This window comes from Propionivibrio dicarboxylicus (genome assembly GCF_900099695.1).
Lineage (GTDB): Bacteria > Pseudomonadota > Gammaproteobacteria > Burkholderiales > Rhodocyclaceae > Propionivibrio > Propionivibrio dicarboxylicus.
In genome coordinates this window covers 91,663-108,186 of sequence record NZ_FNCY01000002.1, presented here as the reverse complement: position 1 = coordinate 108,186, position 16,524 = coordinate 91,663, and the positions used below count along the sequence as shown (strand labels likewise).

At 62.2% G+C, this 16,524-nt stretch carries 15 protein-coding genes; 11 read left to right on the top strand and 4 right to left on the bottom strand.

Annotation, left to right across the window (positions count from 1 at the left end; genetic code table 11):
* Entirely contained in the window at positions 1-885 is an 885-nt protein-coding gene (locus tag BLR25_RS04100) for a DMT family transporter (protein ID WP_143009757.1), read from the bottom strand.
* Positions 886-1,197: 312 nt separating this feature from the next.
* Between BLR25_RS04100 and BLR25_RS04095 the strand changes: the two genes are divergently transcribed.
* The 6 genes from BLR25_RS04095 to BLR25_RS04070 all read left to right on the top strand — a co-directional run bounded on the left by BLR25_RS04095 (position 1,198) and on the right by BLR25_RS04070 (position 6,506).
* Positions 1,198-1,851, top strand: coding sequence for a paraquat-inducible protein A (locus BLR25_RS04095; RefSeq protein ID WP_091934036.1), 654 nt, complete (start codon positions 1,198-1,200; stop codon positions 1,849-1,851).
* The gene (locus tag BLR25_RS04090; protein ID WP_091934033.1) at positions 1,848-2,477 is read left to right on the top strand and encodes a paraquat-inducible protein A; all 630 of its coding nucleotides are present in this window, start codon (positions 1,848-1,850) and stop codon (positions 2,475-2,477) included. The genes BLR25_RS04095 and BLR25_RS04090 overlap by 4 nt, the downstream gene beginning before the upstream one ends.
* Positions 2,474-4,045 (top strand): PqiB family protein, encoded by a 1,572-nt coding sequence (locus BLR25_RS04085; protein WP_091934030.1) that lies wholly within the window; start codon positions 2,474-2,476, stop codon positions 4,043-4,045. Before BLR25_RS04090 ends, BLR25_RS04085 begins: the two co-directional genes overlap by 4 nt.
* Before the next feature lie 3 nt (positions 4,046-4,048).
* Positions 4,049-4,657, top strand: a complete 609-nt coding sequence (locus tag BLR25_RS04080) for a PqiC family protein (RefSeq protein ID WP_091934027.1) — start codon at positions 4,049-4,051, stop codon at positions 4,655-4,657.
* Positions 4,658-4,831: 174 nt separating this feature from the next.
* The gene (locus BLR25_RS04075; RefSeq protein ID WP_091934023.1) at positions 4,832-5,959 is read left to right on the top strand and encodes an ABC transporter substrate-binding protein; all 1,128 of its coding nucleotides are present in this window, start codon (positions 4,832-4,834) and stop codon (positions 5,957-5,959) included.
* Positions 5,960-6,086: 127 nt separating this feature from the next.
* On the top strand, positions 6,087-6,506 hold the full coding sequence (locus BLR25_RS04070) for an OsmC family protein (RefSeq protein ID WP_091934018.1): 420 nt from the start codon (positions 6,087-6,089) through the stop codon (positions 6,504-6,506).
* A 21-nt stretch (positions 6,507-6,527) separates the two neighbouring features.
* On the opposite strand, the gene BLR25_RS04065 is transcribed toward BLR25_RS04070, so the two are convergent.
* Positions 6,528-7,295 (bottom strand): class II glutamine amidotransferase, encoded by a 768-nt coding sequence (locus BLR25_RS04065; RefSeq protein ID WP_091934015.1) that lies wholly within the window; start codon positions 7,293-7,295, stop codon positions 6,528-6,530.
* 267 nt (positions 7,296-7,562) lie between these two features.
* Between BLR25_RS04065 and BLR25_RS04060 the strand changes: the two genes are divergently transcribed.
* The 3 genes from BLR25_RS04060 to BLR25_RS04050 all read left to right on the top strand — a co-directional run bounded on the left by BLR25_RS04060 (position 7,563) and on the right by BLR25_RS04050 (position 12,799).
* Positions 7,563-11,543, top strand: a complete 3,981-nt coding sequence (locus BLR25_RS04060; protein ID WP_091934012.1) for a PAS domain S-box protein — start codon at positions 7,563-7,565, stop codon at positions 11,541-11,543.
* Between the two features lie 122 nt (positions 11,544-11,665).
* Positions 11,666-12,181 carry an alginate lyase family protein gene (locus tag BLR25_RS04055; protein ID WP_091934009.1) on the top strand — a complete coding sequence of 172 codons (516 nt, stop codon included), beginning with the start codon at positions 11,666-11,668 and terminating at the stop codon, positions 12,179-12,181.
* Positions 12,182-12,184: 3 nt separating this feature from the next.
* Entirely contained in the window at positions 12,185-12,799 is a 615-nt protein-coding gene (locus tag BLR25_RS04050; protein WP_091934006.1) for an alginate lyase family protein, read from the top strand.
* A 72-nt stretch (positions 12,800-12,871) separates the two neighbouring features.
* Here the strand turns inward: BLR25_RS04050 and BLR25_RS04045 are convergent, their stop codons facing one another.
* Positions 12,872-13,690, bottom strand: a complete 819-nt coding sequence (locus BLR25_RS04045; protein WP_091934001.1) for an AraC family transcriptional regulator — start codon at positions 13,688-13,690, stop codon at positions 12,872-12,874.
* Positions 13,691-13,742: 52 nt separating this feature from the next.
* Between BLR25_RS04045 and BLR25_RS04040 the strand changes: the two genes are divergently transcribed.
* Complete coding sequence (locus BLR25_RS04040) at positions 13,743-14,942, top strand: MFS transporter (RefSeq protein WP_091933998.1); 1,200 nt, start codon at positions 13,743-13,745, stop codon at positions 14,940-14,942.
* A gap of 20 nt (positions 14,943-14,962) precedes the next feature.
* Here BLR25_RS04040 and BLR25_RS04035 read toward each other — a convergent pair whose 3' ends face one another.
* Positions 14,963-15,688, bottom strand: a complete 726-nt coding sequence (locus BLR25_RS04035; protein WP_245715464.1) for a GntR family transcriptional regulator — start codon at positions 15,686-15,688, stop codon at positions 14,963-14,965.
* Positions 15,689-16,057: 369 nt separating this feature from the next.
* On the opposite strand from BLR25_RS04035, the gene BLR25_RS04030 reads away from it, so the two are divergent.
* Positions 16,058-16,522, top strand: coding sequence for a tripartite tricarboxylate transporter TctB family protein (locus BLR25_RS04030; RefSeq protein WP_091933995.1), 465 nt, complete (start codon positions 16,058-16,060; stop codon positions 16,520-16,522).
* Positions 16,523-16,524 lie beyond the last annotated feature (2 nt).

The window sequence follows — 16,524 nt, the reverse complement described above, 5'->3', positions numbered from 1 at the left end:
TTAGGACGTCTGCACCGGATCGCCCTGGCGCGCACGGCCGGCGATGTAAATGCCGCTGGCCAGCAGGATGGCGATGCCGGTCAGCGACCAGGCATCGGGGAAGTCGTCGAAAACGACATAGCCGATGATTGCCACCCAGATCAACTGCGAATAGCTGAAGGGTGCCAACCGTGAGAGCGGTGCGTGGTTGTAGGCCTTGATCAGGATCAGGTGGCCGGCGCTGCCGAGGATGCCGATGCCGAGGAAGAGCAGCAGATGCACCGGCGATTTCGGTAGCGTCCAGGCGTCCGGCAGCGTCGCGAGCGAGAGCAGCGAGCCGACAAGGCCGGCGTAGAGGATCGAGGTGTAGGGGCTTTCGAGGCCGGCGATGCGGCGCGTCAGGATCTGGTAGGTGGCGAAGGCGAGCGCGTTGGCGATCGGCAGCAACACGGCCCAGGTGAACACGCTGCTGCCCGGCCGGATGATCGTCAGGACGCCGACGAAACTGCAGAGAATCGCGATCCAGCGGCCGAGGTCGACCTTTTCCTTGAGGAAGACGACCGACATCAGGGTGACGAGGATCGGCGCCAGATAGGCGATCGCCGTCGTCTCGGCGAGCGGCATGTACTTGAGCGCGGTGATGAAGAAGATCGAACCGAAAAGCAGCATCAGGCCGCGCAGGAACTGGATGCCGGGAAAACGCGTGCGGAAAAGCGCGAGGCGATGACGCGGGCCGAGGGCGACGATGACGAAGAGCAGGTGAAAGGTGAAACGCGCCCAGACGATCAGCGGGATCGGATAGTCGCGGGTCAGTTGTTTGGCCAGGAGGTCGCCGACCGAGAAGAAGACGACCGCGGTCATGACGAGAAGAATGCCTTTGGGGGTTCCGGCCGGCAGCTTGCTCATCGCGTCTCCTCGACGCGGCGTGAGCCGGCGGACAGTGCGCAGCGCGCGCACGAGGGAACTGCCTTGCGAGAATACATCAGCGGGGTGTCGATGAATGAAGGTGCTATTCTAGTATTGTTTTTTGTCTTCCGGGGGGGCGGTGCGCTGCATTTTTGATCGCGTCGGCAGCGGCGCGTACGCCATGTGTCGAAGCGTGCCCGCTGCGCTCGTCAGGCGGCGTCCGGGCGCTGCCGTGGTGAAGTTTCCTGGCGCAGCCGGCGGTGAGGCCGGTATCATAACAGTTTGCCTTGCGCCGAGCTGCAATGAGCTGTGATGACTCCGATCGCCTGTCATGAATGTGATCTCCTGCTGATGCCGCTGGAATTGAGCGCGGCGCGCAGTCAGGCGTACTGCCCGCGCTGCGGCGCCCGGCTGTATGGCTGTCATCACGATCGCCTGGAAAAGATCCTGGCCTTGACGGTGGCGGCATTGACGCTGCTGGTGACGGCGATCAGCTTTCCGATTGTCGGCCTCGACATCCAGGGTCACTATGCCGAAACGACGGTGCTCGATGCCGCGCAGGCGCTTTGGCGCGAGGAGCGCGGCTTGCTTGCCGGCCTGGTGTTGCTGACCACGGTGTTGATGCCGCTCTTCGAGCTGGGCGCCGTCCTCTGGTTGGTCCTGCCTTTGTGGCGCGGGTGGCGGCCGTGGGGCTTCGCGCGGGTGTTCCGTTTGCTTCGTCTGGCGCAGCCTTGGGCGATGGTCGAGGTCTTCGTGCTCGGTGTGCTGGTGTCGCTGGTCAAGCTCTCGCATCTGGCCGATGTGCTGCCGGGTCCGGCGATGGCCTGCTTCGGCGGTTTGATGGCGCTGCTCGCCGCCTTGTCGGTGCTGATCGACCCGCCGGCGCTCTGGCAGGCCTGGGATGCGGCACGGCCGCTGCCGTTTGCCGGCGGCGCCTTGCGACGGTTCAGGAAGGCGCGCGCGTGACGGTGACCGCCGCCAGCCGCGGCCTGGCCGTCTGCGAGGTGTGCGGACGCCTCACGCCGCTCGCCGAAGCCGCGCACTGCCCGCGTTGCGGGGCGCCGCTGCACCTGCGCAAACCCGGCAGTCTCGGGCGTTGCTGGGCGCTGCTCCTGTCCGCCTGCGTGCTCTACCTGCCCGCCAATCTGCTGGTCGTGATGCAGACGCAATCACCCTTCGGCACCGAGGAGAGCACCCTCCTGAGCGGCGTCGTTTTTCTCTGGAACTCCGGCTCCTGGTCGCTCGCCGTCGTGGTCTTTGCGGCCAGCGTCGTGGTACCGATGCTGAAGCTGTTTTCCCTGACCTATCTGCTGCTCTCGGTGGGGCGACGCTCGGTCCGTCACCGGCGCGCGCGCAGTCGTCTCTTTCGTCTGCTCGAACTGATCGGGCGCTGGTCGATGCTCGATGTTTACGTGGTGACTTTGTTGGTGGCCCTGGTTCAGGTCCAGTCCCTGGCCGTCATCGTTCCCGGTCCCGGCATTGTCGCCTTCGGCGCTGTCGTGGTGCTCAGCATGCTGGCGACCATGGCCTTCGATCCGCGGCTGATCTGGGATGTCGAGTCGCCACCGCCTTTTCCAGGAAAATCTGAATGAAACCTTCCGAAGATGACGCGTCCATTCCCGAGGTGCGTGTGAACGCGCCGCGCTTTCGCTTAGGCCTCGTATGGATCGTCCCCTTGCTCGCCATCTGCCTGAGCCTGGGGCTCGGCATCAAGGCGCTGCTCGAACGCGGTCCGGAGGTGCTTGTCCAGTTCGTGCGGGCGGAAGGGCTTGAAGCCAACAAGACGCGCGTGAAGTACAAGGATGTCGATATCGGCACGGTCAAGGAAATCATGCTGAGCGAGAATCGCGGGGCCGTGCTGGTGCGGATTCAACTCAACCGCGATGCCAGCGATCTGCTTTCCGAAGACAGCCGCTTCTGGGTCGTTCGCCCGCGCGTGACGGTTGCCGGCGTGTCCGGCTTGGCGACGCTGCTTTCCGGCGTGCACATTGCCATGGATCCCGGACAGTCGAGTACCACTACCCGGAAGTTCGTCGGCCTGGAAGAACCGCCGACGATCACCAACGAGACACGCGGCCACGCGTTTCGACTGAGCAGCGATAACCTCGGCTCGCTCGATATCGGCGCGCCGGTCTATTACCGTCGCATCCAGGTCGGGCGCGTGACGGGTTACGGCATGCAGGAAGACGGGCGCGGCGTCGATGTGCAGATCTTCATCGACGCGCCGTATGACCGCTTCGTCGTGCCGCAATCACGCTTCTGGCATGCCAGCGGCGTCGATGTCGCGATGGATGCGGATGGCATTAAATTCAACATGCAGTCGGTGGCCAGCCTGGTTGTCGGCGGTATCGCCTTTTCCTCACCGGAGCGCGATGGCATGGAGGCGGCCGAAACGGTGCCGGCAACGACGGTGTTCACGCTGTTTGGCGACCAGGCCTCGGCGCAGCGCGTACGCGATACCGAATTCCTCAAATACGTTCTGGTCTTCAAGGAATCGGTGCGCGGACTGTCGGAGGGCGCGCCGGTCGATTTCCGCGGCATCGTCGCCGGCGAGGTCTCGCGCATCGAACTCGATTTCGACAAGAGCACCACCGATTTCTCGCTGGCGGTCGAGGTCAAGCTGTATCCCGAACGCCTGACCCGGCGCACGCGCAATCTGTCGGCACGCGATGCGTCGAGCAAGGAAATGCGCGAAGTACTCGATGCGATGGTCGCGCGCGGGTTCCGGGCGCAATTGCGCACCGGCAACGTGATCAGCGGTCAGCGCTATGTCGCGCTCGATTATTTCCCGCGCACCGAGCCGGCGAAGATCCGCTGGGACAAGCGTATCCCCGAATTGCCGACGCAGCCGGGCAGCCTCGATTCCTTGCAGGATCAACTGATGAATATCGCGACCATGCTGCAACAGACGCTGCAGCATGCCGATGGATTGATCGCCCGGCTCGACAAGGAGGTCGCGCCGGAATTCAACGAGACGATGCGGTCGGCGCGCGGCACGCTCGAACAGGCGCGGACGCTGATGGCGAGCGATACGCCAATGCAGCAGGAGATTCGCGACGCTTTGCGCGAAGTGGCACGGGCGGCGCGGTCGGTGCATGATCTGGCCGATCTGCTCGAACGGCAGCCGGAAGCGCTGCTCAAGGGAAAAAAGGAACAGTAGACGATGCCAAGTCGATATTGGATGTTGATGGGATTGGTCGCGCTGGGTGCGTGCACTTCGTCGCCGAGCGTCAATTACTACGCGCTCGATGATGGCGTCATTGTTGCCGCGCGTGGCGCCAGTCCGACCGTGCTGGTGACGTCGGCGAGTGTGCCGGAGGCGCTGGACCGACCGCAGATGGTGCTCCGCGCCGCCGATTCGCGTCTCGTCCTGAGCGAACAGCAGCGTTGGGCGGAACCCTTGCGCAGCGCGATTCCCCGGCTGATGGCCGCGCGTCTTGCCGAAGCGCTCGACTCGTCCGGCATTGTTGCCGTGCCGGCGGGGGCGCCGTATTTCGATGCCGATTTCCGCCTCGCCCTGCATGTCCAGCAGCTCGATGCGCAGACCGACGGGGCCGTCGATCTCGACCTCTCCTGGGTGCTCAAGCCGCGCGACGGCAAGGAGATCGTCGGGCGCAGCCGGATTCGCGAAACGACGTCCGGTGTGGCGTCCGAAGTTGCGTTAACTTCCGCCTCGGTGGGCGAGCGTGTCGCCGCGCAACGCCGCGCGCTGGGGCGCGCCGCCCTGGAAATCGCCGCCGAAGTCCGACGTCTGGCCGCCGGCGTTCGCTGAGGTCGACACGCCGCGCGTCGCGACGTGTCCGCTCGTCATTGATGCGGTGAGGATTTTTTATGCGATAGGCATTGTGGTCGAGCGATTATATCGATAGAGATATTTCTTCTTTTGCCGGCCGCGAGCGGCCCGCTACCATGAGCACCGATTTCGATTCCCTGCCATGGAGAGTGCATGATGAGCATCAAGAGAAGCCATATCCTGTTGTCGGCCGTGTCGGCCCTGCTGCTGGCCGGCAGCGCTTTGGCGCAGAACAAGACGGTCGCCATCGGCTACCAGGCGCCGTTGAGCGGCGAGAATGCGCAGTACGGCGTACTGTTCCGCAACTCGGCGACGCTGGCGGTCGATGAATTCAACAAGTCCGGACGTCTGCCGGGCGTCACCGTCCAGCTGAAATTCGAGGACAGCAAGGGCGACGCCAAGGAAGGCGTCAATATCGCGCGAAAGTTCTCCGATGACGCAAGCATTGTCGCGGCGCTCGGCGATTTCAGCTCGACGGTGTCGATGGCGGCCGGGCAGGTCTATGCCCAGACGAAGCTGCCGCAGCTGTCGCAGACCGCGTCGCATCCCGACTTCACCAAGATCAGCGAGTACCAGTTCCGCAACATCACGACGCAGGCCTACGAGGGGCCGCTGGTGGCGCGCTGGGCGCTGGCCAACGGCGTCAAGCGCATCGCTGTCGTGGCGATCCAGAACGACTGGGGCCAGTCGGTGGTGTCGAACTTCGTCGATGCGGTCAAGGCCGGTGGCGGTGTCGTCACCGAAACCGAGATGTTCAATCCCGGCACGCGCGATTTTCGTTCGATCCTGACCAAGATTGCACGCAGCAACCCGGACGCCATCTATCTCGGCGCGTTTTACGAGGACGGCTCGGCCTTCCTGCAGCAGAAGGCGCAGCTCGGCCTGAAGCAGGCGATCTACGGCACCTCGTCGCTCTACGAGCAGAAGCTGATCGAGCTGGCGGGCGCCGCCACCGAGGGACTGTACCTGTCGACCTCCTTCGTCGTCGATAGCCCCGAATCGCATGTCCGCGCCTTCGTCAAGGCGTATGAGGCGCGTTACGGCAGCAAGCCGCTGATGTTCGCGGCGCAGGCCTTCGATGCGACCAATATCGTTCTCAACGCGATTGTCGCCGCCGGCGGTGCCAATGCGACGCGTGCCAAGGTCCGCGACGCGCTGGCGGCGACCCGCGATTTTCCCGGCGTGACCGGCGCGACCTCCTTCGATCCGAAGACGCGCGAACCGTCGAAGACGCTGGCCAAGCTGCAGATTCGCCAAGGCAAGTACGTGCTGGTGAAGTGATCGTCGGAGCGGTCGCCGGCTAGCGCGTGGAACCACCAGCGCGCTGGCGGCGTCTTAGTTCAAAGAGGCGCGGCGAGGCAATGCTTCGCCGTGTTTTTTATTTCTTTGCGAAGACAGGAAAAACCCCATGGAATGTCGTGTGAAATGGATTGAAGGCGGGATGTCGTTTCTGGCCGAGACCGGCAGCAACCACGTCGTCATGATGGACGGGCCACCCGAGGCCGGCGGACGCAATCTGGCGCCGCGACCGATGGAATTGTTGCTGGCCGGCACCGGCGGCTGCACGGCCTTCGACGTCGTCTCGATTCTCAAGAAGGGCCGGCATGCGGTGCAGGGCTGCGAAGTCAGCCTGCAGGCCGAGCGGGCCGAGACCGACCCCAAGGTGTTCACTCGGATTCATTTCCACTTCCGCGTCAGCGGCACGGGACTGAAGCCGGAAGTCGTCGAGCGGGCGATCGCCCTGTCGAAGGAAAAATACTGTTCGGCGTCGATCATGCTCGGCAAGACCGCCGAGATCACGCACGACTTCGAAATCATCGCGGTCTAGCGGCGAGGCAGCTTCACCTGCTTATGACACCAGCGTGCCGTCGCAGAACATCGAGACGCGGTCGGTGGGCAGCGGGTGCCAGCATTCGTTGTCGGTCAGCGGTTGCGTCGCGATCAGCGCGACGCGGTCGTTCGGCGTCGTCACCTCGTTGAAGTCGATGCTGAGGTCCTCGTCCTTGAGGTGGGCGACCGAGAAGGGCGCCTGCCGGACCAGGTAATGGAGTTCGGTGGCGCGGTGGGCGAACAGCCGCTCGCCGTTCGACAAGAGGAAGTTGAAGCTGCCGAAACGGCGCGTTTCCGCGGCGAATTCCTCAAGTGCCGCGAGCAGCGCGTCGGCGGCCGGCATCGTCTGCGGGAAGCGCTGACGCAGGCGCTGCAGCAGATGGCAGAAAGCGCGTTCGCTGTCGGTCTGCCCGACCGGCAGGAAGCTGCCGTCCAGGGCGGGGGCATAATCGGTCAGGTTGCCGTTGTGGGCGAAGATCCAGTAGCGGCCCCATAGCTCGCGCATGAAGGGGTGTGTGTTCTCAAGCCCGGTCGCCCCCTGCGTCGCCTTGCGGATATGCGCGATCGTGTTGAGCGAGCGGATCGGATAACGGCGCACGAGTTCGGCGACCGGCGAGTCGCACGAAGGCTGCGGATCGAGGAAAACGCGGGCGCCCTTGCCCTCGAAGAAGGCGATGCCCCAGCCGTCGCGGTGCACATCGGTGGCGCCGCCACGCGCCTGGAATCCGCTGAAGGAGAAGCAGATGTCGGTCGGGACGTTGCAGTTCATGCCTAACAATTCACAAATTTTACCTTCCTCCTTTTACGGCGAATCCATGCATTCGATGCGCGCCGCAGCATGTTCCTAAGGGGCATCTTTTTCGACCTCGCGTCAGTTGAAGAGGCATCTCTTCGCGGACTGCTTCGGGCCCTGGAAGAGTAAGACTAAATGCTGGCGACGTAAAGTCCGTCGCCGGCGGATACCGGCCTTGGCAGATGAAACGCCAAGGAGGATCGCGCGGCAGGTGATGCCAATCCAATTGCTTCACTTCTGCCTCTTTATTGCGTTAGAGTTATGCACAACAAGAAACGTCGACGCGATGACTCGCTGACCCGAAAAGAACATCCAACTATCGAGGGCGATATGATCAAGCCGGTGTCCCGCGTAAGACTTGTGCCGCGTCTATTGGCTGTCGTTTTATTCCTTTGGTTTGCCTTTTCTTCATTCAGCGCGCTTGCCGGTGCCGTTGCGGCGTCCTCGGGCAAACAGGCGCTGATCCTGGTGTCGGTGGAGTTCGGCGGCCCGGGGATCGACCAGTATGTCGCTGCGCTGAACAGCGGGCTGAAAAAGGGCGGCATCAAGAGCACCGATATTCATACCGAATACCTCGATCTGCCCAGTATCGGCGACAGGCTTCGTAAGCCGTTGGCCACGCTGCTCAAGGAAAAATATCGTCATGTCGATTTCGACGTGGTCTTTTGCGTACAACAGCCGGCGCTGAATTTTTTGCTGAATGATGCCCGGGATCTGGCGCCTAGAGCGACTGTTCTGAGCGCCTACGCCCAATTGCCGCCAGGGACGAACACCAGCACCCAGAAATTCGTGTTCCAGACATCGCGCCTCGATTATCGAGGCACCCTGCAGCGTGCGCTCGAGCTGTTTCCGAAGACCGAGCGTGTCATCGTCATTCAGGGAAACAGCGAGCTTGAACTGGCCAGGCAAGCGAACATCCACGACGATCTCGCGCCCTGGGCGGGGAAACTTCAGATTGAGGATACCCGCGCCCTGAGCTTTGACGAGATTGACCACAAGCTGTCCAATCCGGCGCCCAATACCATCATCATGGGAGTCGGGATTCTCCAGGACGCAACCGGGGCAAAGTTTCTTCCGAACGATTCCTACGCCCGGATCGTCAAGTTCGCCAAGGCGCCGGCCTTCGTTCTCTATGACACGACTATCGGCACGGGCTTCGTTGGCGGGATGGTGACGCGGATCGGCGGCGACGCATCGCAGCTTTCGTCCTTCGGAGTCGACATACTCAAGGGTGGCTACCGGCCGAGCGATCCGGTGATGTTCATTTCGAACCCCAGCACGGCGATGTTCGACTGGCAGCAAGTCGAACGATGGGGGGGCGATCCCGGCGTCTTGGCTGCCGACACGCTCTTCATCAACAAGCCGGTGACGCTCTGGGGCCAGTACAGGGGCTATGTCATCGTTGCGGGACTGGCGATATTCCTTCTTTCCGGACTGATCATCGCGCTGATTTACCAGCGTCATCGCCGCCGCCTGGCAGAAGCGCTTTCGCACATGTTGGTCGAAGAGGCTCCGGATGCGATTCTGCTGCAGGATGGGGAAACACGACTGATCATTGAAGCGAATCCCAGCGCCGAAATGCTCCTGGGATGCTCTCGCGCCGAGTTGCTGAACGGGGATCTGTTCAGATTCTATGATTCCAGCCATCCTGGTGCAGCATCTGACGAAGCGCGGGAGGCCAATTTCAAACGGGTCATCGCCGGCGAGCACATTCAGATAGAGCGGGCCCTGCGGACCTTCGATGGGCGAAACATTTTCTGCGAGATGCGACTTGCCAGGCTTCCGCACAAGGACCGGCAATTGCTACGGATCAGTATCGTCGATATCAGCAAACGGAAAGAAGCCGAGGAACTGGTGCAACAGGTGTCGCAGCGGCTTTTGCTGGCGACCTCGTCAGCGCAGCTCGGCGTTTGGGACTGGGATCTTCGGCAGGATTTCATGGTGTGGGATGACCGGATGTACGAGTTGTACGGGCGGTCAAGAGAGAGTACCCCAAGCACCATCGAAGCCTGGACGCAGGGCTTGCATCCGGAGGACAAGGACAGGGCCATTGCCGATTGTTATGCGGCCCTTGCCGGCGAACGAGCGTTCGATACGACTTTCCGCGTTCGCCATTCCAACGGAATCGTCAAGCATATCAAGGCCAATGGCTTGGTCATTCGAAGCAGCGATGGCGAGCCGGAGCGGATGTTGGGTATCAATGCGGACATCAGCGAGCTGAAGTTACGGGAAGAAGAATTGCTTTCCGCCAATCAAAAGCTTGCCCTGCAGTTCGAGCAGGCTCCGCTGGCTTTTATCGAATGGGATCTGGAGTTCAAAGTGGCGCGCTGGAATCCGGCGGCCGAGCAGATATTCGGCTATAGCGCCAGTGAAGCGATCGGGCAACATGCAAGCTTCATCGTTCCCGAAGAGGCTTCTCTGCTTGTTCAGGCTGCAATGCAACAGTTGGCTCTCGGTCACAGAGGGACGAAGACGGACAACAAGAATACTTGTAAGGACGGCAGTATCATCGAATGCGAATGGTATAGCACGTCGCTGCGCGATGGTGACGGCAAGGTGATTGGCGTGTTTTCGCTGGTCATGGATGTTTCCCAACAGCGACGGACGGAGGCCGAGCTCGAACAATACCGGCAGCACCTCGAGGAATTGGTGGATTCGCGTACTCGCGAGTTGGCGCTAGCCAAAGAAGCTGCCGAAGCTGCCAATCTTTCAAAGAGCGTTTTCCTGGCCAACATGAGCCATGAGATCCGCACGCCCCTGAACGGCATCATCGGCATGACGCATGTCCTGCGCCGAAGCGACGTGACCCCGGTACAGGCCGAGCGCCTCGACAAAATCGATGCTTCGGCCGAGCACCTGCTCAATACCATCAACGATATTCTCGACCTGTCCAAGATCGAGGCTGGCAAGGTGATGTTGGAAGAGACCCTGGTCGATATCCCGGCGCTCCTCGGCAACGTCCAGACGATCCTGAGTGGCCGTGCCCAGGTGAAAGGGCTGCAGCTTCAGGTCGAGGCGGGGACGGCGTGGTGCGAATTGCTGGGAGATTCGACGCGCCTTCAGCAGTCCCTGATCAACTATGTCGGGAATGCGATCAAGTTCACCGAACGCGGAGGCATCACCCTGCGCGCCTTGAAATTGCGAGAGACGGCCGAGGCGGTGCTGATCCGCTTCGAAGTTCAAGACACCGGAATCGGCATTGCTACGGAGGTGTTGCCTCGTCTGTTCAGCGCTTTCTCACAGGCCGACAGTTCAACGACCCGGAAATATGGCGGGACCGGGCTGGGGCTGGCGATCACCCAACGCCTGGCCGAATTGATGGGGGGCGAAGCCGGTGTGGAAAGCACCCTTGGTGTTGGCAGCACGTTCTGGTTTACGGCGCAATTGAAGAAAATCGATGGCCATGGAACTCGATTGCCGGTCATGTCATCGGCGGCCGAACACGCGCTCAGGGATCGGCATGCCGGTCGGCATATATTGATCGTCGATGACGAATTAATGAATCTGGAGGTTGCAAAGTTCCTGCTCGAAGACATCGGTCTCAAGGTTGACACGGCGAAGGACGGGCTGGATGCGATGCGGAAGGCGAGTACAAGCAACTATGCCGCAATCCTGATGGACATGCAGATGCCGAATGTCGATGGCCTGGAGGCGACGCAGAGAATCCGCACCATGCCGGGACGGCAGCGCACGCCGATTCTGGCGGTGACCGCCAATGCCTTCGTCGAAAATCGGGCGCGTTGCCTGGCTGCCGGAATGAACGATTTCATCGCCAAGCCATTTATTCCGGAGATGCTGTATTCGACGCTGCTGAGAGCGTTGGATGCGCCAGCGCAGCCCGCCGGCATCGATCCGTCGCTGAAGACGGGTATTCCTGCGATCGACCAGGAGCACCTTGATTTGGTCCTTCTGCTCGACGGCTTGCTGAACGACGAGGAATCGACGCCCGGATCCGAGCGTTTTTCCCAGGCCATGAACGAGATTGGGCGGGTGCTCAAGTCACACTTCCTGAATGAGGAAGAAGTGCTTGGGTCGCTCGGCATGTCGGCTGAGGAAGTGATTAGACACGTCGAAGCGCACCGCCGAATTCTCGAGCAATACCATCGGGTGAATGAAGCTTTGCTGAATATGGAAGTGAAAAGCCGTACGGAGACCTTGAAACATCTCAAGGCCTGGATCGTTGACCATATCGTTCACCACGATCTCAGGATTAAGGCATATGTCATACGCGACGAGGGATAGCGGCGAGTATCGCAAGGGGCAAAAAAGAGCCTTCATCCATGGTGGGCAGTCCATGGAGCGATGCGAAACATGGGCTTGCGGCCAAGCATGAAATCAGGGTCCGCAAGGCAGGGAGAAGAAGCATGCGGAAAACCAGTTTCTCGCTGCCGTTGGTCGTCCTGTTGACGGCCTGTGCATCGGCGCCGACGCTGAAAGAGGTCGAAGCGTCGAAACCATCGGTCTTCAAGACGGCTGTCACGGCAACGCCTGGTGCTTGCGGAAGCATGTCGCCGATTCCGGTCGATCTTGCGCTCGACGGTTTCTACACCGACATGAAGGGCGGAAGCTACTCGATCATGGACACCAAGCGCTTTAACGCGTGGAAGGAAGCGTTCAAGCAGTTGGAGGCGTGGAATCTCAAGCTCAACACGTTGGCGGATGACTATCTGCTCAGAAAAGACCTCGAATCGGGAAAGTGCGCCGTCGCCTTTCTCGACGATTGGGCGCGTGCGAATGCCTTGCTCGGCGAAATCAGGAAAATGCCGCATGAACCGCGGCAGAGCTATTACCACCAGCAGTGGCTGTTTGCGGCGGTGTCCGCCCAGTATTTCAAGGTGCAGGATCTGGCGACGCCCGACCAGGATGCGCGCATCAAGTGATGGCTGACTCAGGTTTCGCTGCACATCAGGAAGTTCTGGGCCGGGAACGAGTATCGCAACAACCACTACGCGTGGGGCGCCGTCGGCGTCATGCAACTCGGGGTGCTGACCAACAACCAGGATGACATTGACTTTGGCAGGACCGCGTTCAATCAGCTCACCCGTGCCGTCCGCTCGGACGGCTTTCTGGCGACCGAAATCTGGCGCGGCAAGCGCGCCCTGTACTACCACAATTTCAGTTTGCAACCCTTGTGCTACATGGCGCAACTCTCGAAACTGATCGGTGAGAACTGGTGGTCGAACGAAAAACTGCAGACGCTGATGAACACCGTCAGCGACGCAACCCTCGATGTGTCGATCGCCAACAAAGCCGCCAATGCCGCGCAAGACGGCTTCCGTCCTGACGAGTGGGGGTGGTATGGGCTTCTTCCCGACACGGATCCGCGGCGAATCAAACTGATTGCCTTGATGAAGACCGCCAGCGTCGCTTGGTCAGACGGGCGCGGATTTGTGCTCAAGCGCCTTCCGGATGCGAAAGAGTTGGGTGGAAACCAGCAGGCCTTTCGCGATCTGGTTGACAGGCGCGTCCTTGATTGGAAAGTCGCCGCCAAGCGCTGACAAGCGTCGGCGTGACGCTATCCGTCACCGATGTCCCCGGCGGGGCTGCGACGCTGGTGCTACGTGGACACCTCAGCGCCGCGGCGCCAGTATCGCCGTCGGCGGCCGGCCGTACAGTTTGCGGAACATCTTGGCGAAGGCCGACGGGCTGCTGTAGCCGAGATCGGCGGCGATGGCGCCGATCGACGGCGTCTGCTCGGCCAGCGCGAAGGCGCGCATCAGCTTGGCCTGCTGTCGCCAGCGATGCAGGCTCAGGCCGGTTTGGAGCGGGAACAGGCGGATGACGCTGCGTTCGGAGAGACCGACGCGGGGGCCGAGTTGGGCAATCGATTCGGTGTTTCCCGGCGTTTCGATCAAATGCCGGCAGAGGCGGGCGAGCCGGCGGTCGGCGGGCAGGCGCAGGCTGAGCGGCGCGCTTTCGAGGCGTCCGACCTCGTCGACGATGACACGCATCAGTCGACCGTCCGGCCCGTCGATCTCATAGACCGGGCGAATCGCCATGGCGCGGACGATCAGTTCGCGCAGCAGCGGCGAGATGGCCAGCAGGCGGCAGTCGTGCGGCGCGCCGGCGACGCTGCCGGCCTCGAAATAGAGCGTGTGCATCTCGACGTCGGTGTCCATGCGCACCGAATGCCCGACCCTGGCCGGCATCCACAGGCCGTGGCTGGTCGGGATCGTCCATAAGGTGTCGCCGGTTTCGACCGTCATGACGCCGCGGATGGCAGTGATCAGCTGGTCGCGCTCGTGCGTGTGCGTGCGGATCAGTTGGCCGGCCTTGTCCTGGCGTGAAAAGGCCGAGACCGGACGCGGTACACGGTTGGCCGCCTGCGCATCGGCATGCGGTGCCTTGTGCGGACGGGCGGCGGTCGGTGTTGGCGGTTTTGGACTCAATCTTTGCGTTTTATAACAAATACGACAAGCGATCGTAGTCGATAATCAGCCCATGCACAATCTGACGACACGGCTTCTACTCAATCTCGGTCACGCGCTGGACCACATGTTCCTGCTGATTTTTGCCACAGCGGTGACCTCGATCGCCCGCGATTTCGGCCTCGCCCGCTGGGAGGACCTGATGCCCTACAGCGTGCCGGCCTTCTTCTGCTTCGGCCTCGGCTCCTTGCCTGCCGGGCGTTTCGGTGATCTCTGGGGGCGGCGCCCGATGATGGTCGTCTTTTTCGTCGGCATCGGACTCGCCTCGATCGCCGTCAGCCTGACGGCATCGCCGCTCCAGCTCTCGATCGCCATGGCGCTGATCGGCTGCGCGGCTTCGATCTATCATCCCGTTGGCATTCCGATGCTGGTGCAGGGCGAACAGCGGCCGGGCTGGGTGATCGGCCTCAACGGCCTGGCCGGCAATCTCGGCGTGGCCGCAGCGGCCGGGGTGACCGGTCTGCTCATCAAGTATTTTGGTTGGCGCATGGCCTTCGTCGTGCCCGGCGTGATCAGCGTGCTTGCCGGTATCGCCTTCGCGCTGGCCGCGACGCGCGAGCATTCGGCCCCGGCCAAGAAAAAGGCGGCGGCGGGCGAGCATCAGGGCATGTCGATGGCCAAGGTCCTGTTCATCATGACCGTGGCAGCGACCAGCGGCAGCACGCTGTTCAATTTCTCGACGAGCAGCAATTTCGAACTGCTCAGCAGCAAGTTCGCCGACCTGGCGTCCGATCCCGCGCAGATCGGCCTCTTGCTCGCGATCGTCTATACGATTGCCTCGCTGAACCAGCTGGTGATCGGCCGCCTGATCGACACCGTCGCGCTCAAGCCGCTGTATATCAGCGTCGTTGTCCTGCAGTTGTTCGGTCTGATCGTCGCCAGCGGCGCCGAGGGCTGGCTGTTCTATGTCGCCCAGATCGTCTTCATGGCGGCGATTTTCGGCGCGATTCCCTTTACCGATGCCATGGTCGTGCGTTTTGTCGACGATGCCATGCGCTCGCGCGTCTCCGGCATGCGGCTCACCGTCGCGCTCGGTGCCAGTTCGCTGGCGGTCTGGCTGATCGGGCCGGTGGTCAAACAGGCGGGATTTGGTGCGCTGATCTGGGTGATGGTCGCGACCTCCTTCGTCACCTTCATGGTGGTGAATACGCTGCCGAAGACGCCGGCGCCCAAGGCGCCGGGGGAAGCGGCGTCGCCCGCGCCCGGCAAGTAAACGGCGGACGCCGGCCGGCGTCAGTGGATGATGTAATCGGGGAATTGCTCGCGGACGCCGTCAATCCATGACAGCGTTCCGGCGAGGTGTTTCTCGACGCTGCGCATCGCCGCATCGGGATCGCCCGAGGCGATTGCCGCGACGATGCGCCGGTGTTCCTCGATCACCGACAATCCCTTGCCCGGGACCGGGACATGCAGGCGGCGCAGGCGGTCGAGGTGGCCGCTGTTGCGCCGCACCAGCGCATAGAGATCCGGCACGCCGGCAGCGTCGTACATGCGACGGTGAAAGCCCCGGTCGTTACCGATCAGGTCCTCGTAATTCTCCGCCTCGAGCGCGTGTTGCTGGCTGGCGATGATCGCCTCGAGCGCCTTGATGAGCGCCGGATCGCTCTGGCTGGCGAGCACGCGGGCGATTTCCTTTTCGATCGATCGGCGCAGGAAATGCGCCTGTTGCGCCGCCTGGACGTCGATCCGGCTGACGACGGTCTTGTGCTGGGCGAAGACGTCGACCAGGCCTTCTTCGGTCAGGTGGATGAGGGCGTCGCGCACGGGCGTCTGGCTGAGGCCGAACTGGGTCGCGATGTCCTGTCGCGAGAGCACGCTGCCCGGCGGCAAACGCAGCGAAATGATCTGTTCGCGCAAGTAGTCGAGCACTTGCGGCGCGGCATGACGCGAGCGGTCGAGCCGCGGCGTATCCGGGCTCGCTGACGACGGCGGCGAGGAAAGAGTGGACATGACTTCCATGGATTGGCTCCGTAACGGCGTTGACACACTAATATATTAGTGCTTTACTGCCCTTCGCAACAACAAGTACGACAGTTTAGAGCCTATTTCGGTAGGGCTTGCGGGCCGCGTTGTCGATAGGGGCGGATGGATGCAAGGCGGGAGGCGCAGCGCATGGTTGTTCCATGCGCAAGCGGAGCAAGGCCGCAGACACCGCACGTATCGGCAACCCGAAGGGCCGCCGGCGCGGCCCACGATCCCTACCGAAATAGGCTCTTAGACGCAAGCGTGCCCGCCGTGCATTACGGCACCGCGCGTTTCGTGGCAAGCGACCGGGCAGGAAGCGTCATTGCGGCGCGGCTCTGCCGAAGGAACAGGGAAGGGGAGCGTGTGAGCGTTAAGATCAAGAGCCAGAAGGATTTCTGGACCGGATGCCTGTACTTGGTGTTCGGCGCGGCCGCCTACTGGATCGCCCGCGACTATCCGGTCGGGACGGCGAGCCGGATGGGCGCGGGGTATTTTCCGAGTCTGCTGTCCGGCCTGCTGATGCTGATCGGTGCGCTGTCGCTCTTGCGCAGCCTGACGCGCCGCGGTGCGCCGCTGAACGGTTTCGCCTGGCGCAAGGCCGGAATCGTGTTCGCCGCGACCGTCGCGTTCGCCTTCCTGCTCGAACGGGCCGGGCTCTTGATCGCCCTGGCGGTGCTGATCCTCGGGAGCGCCTCGGCGAGCGCGAAATTCCGGCTCGAATGGCGGGCGATCCTGGCGGCGATCGGATTGATCGCCTTCTGCGCGCTGGTCTTCGTCAAGGGCTTGTCGCTGCCGATGCCGCTCTTCGGTTCCTGGTTCGAAAGCTGAGG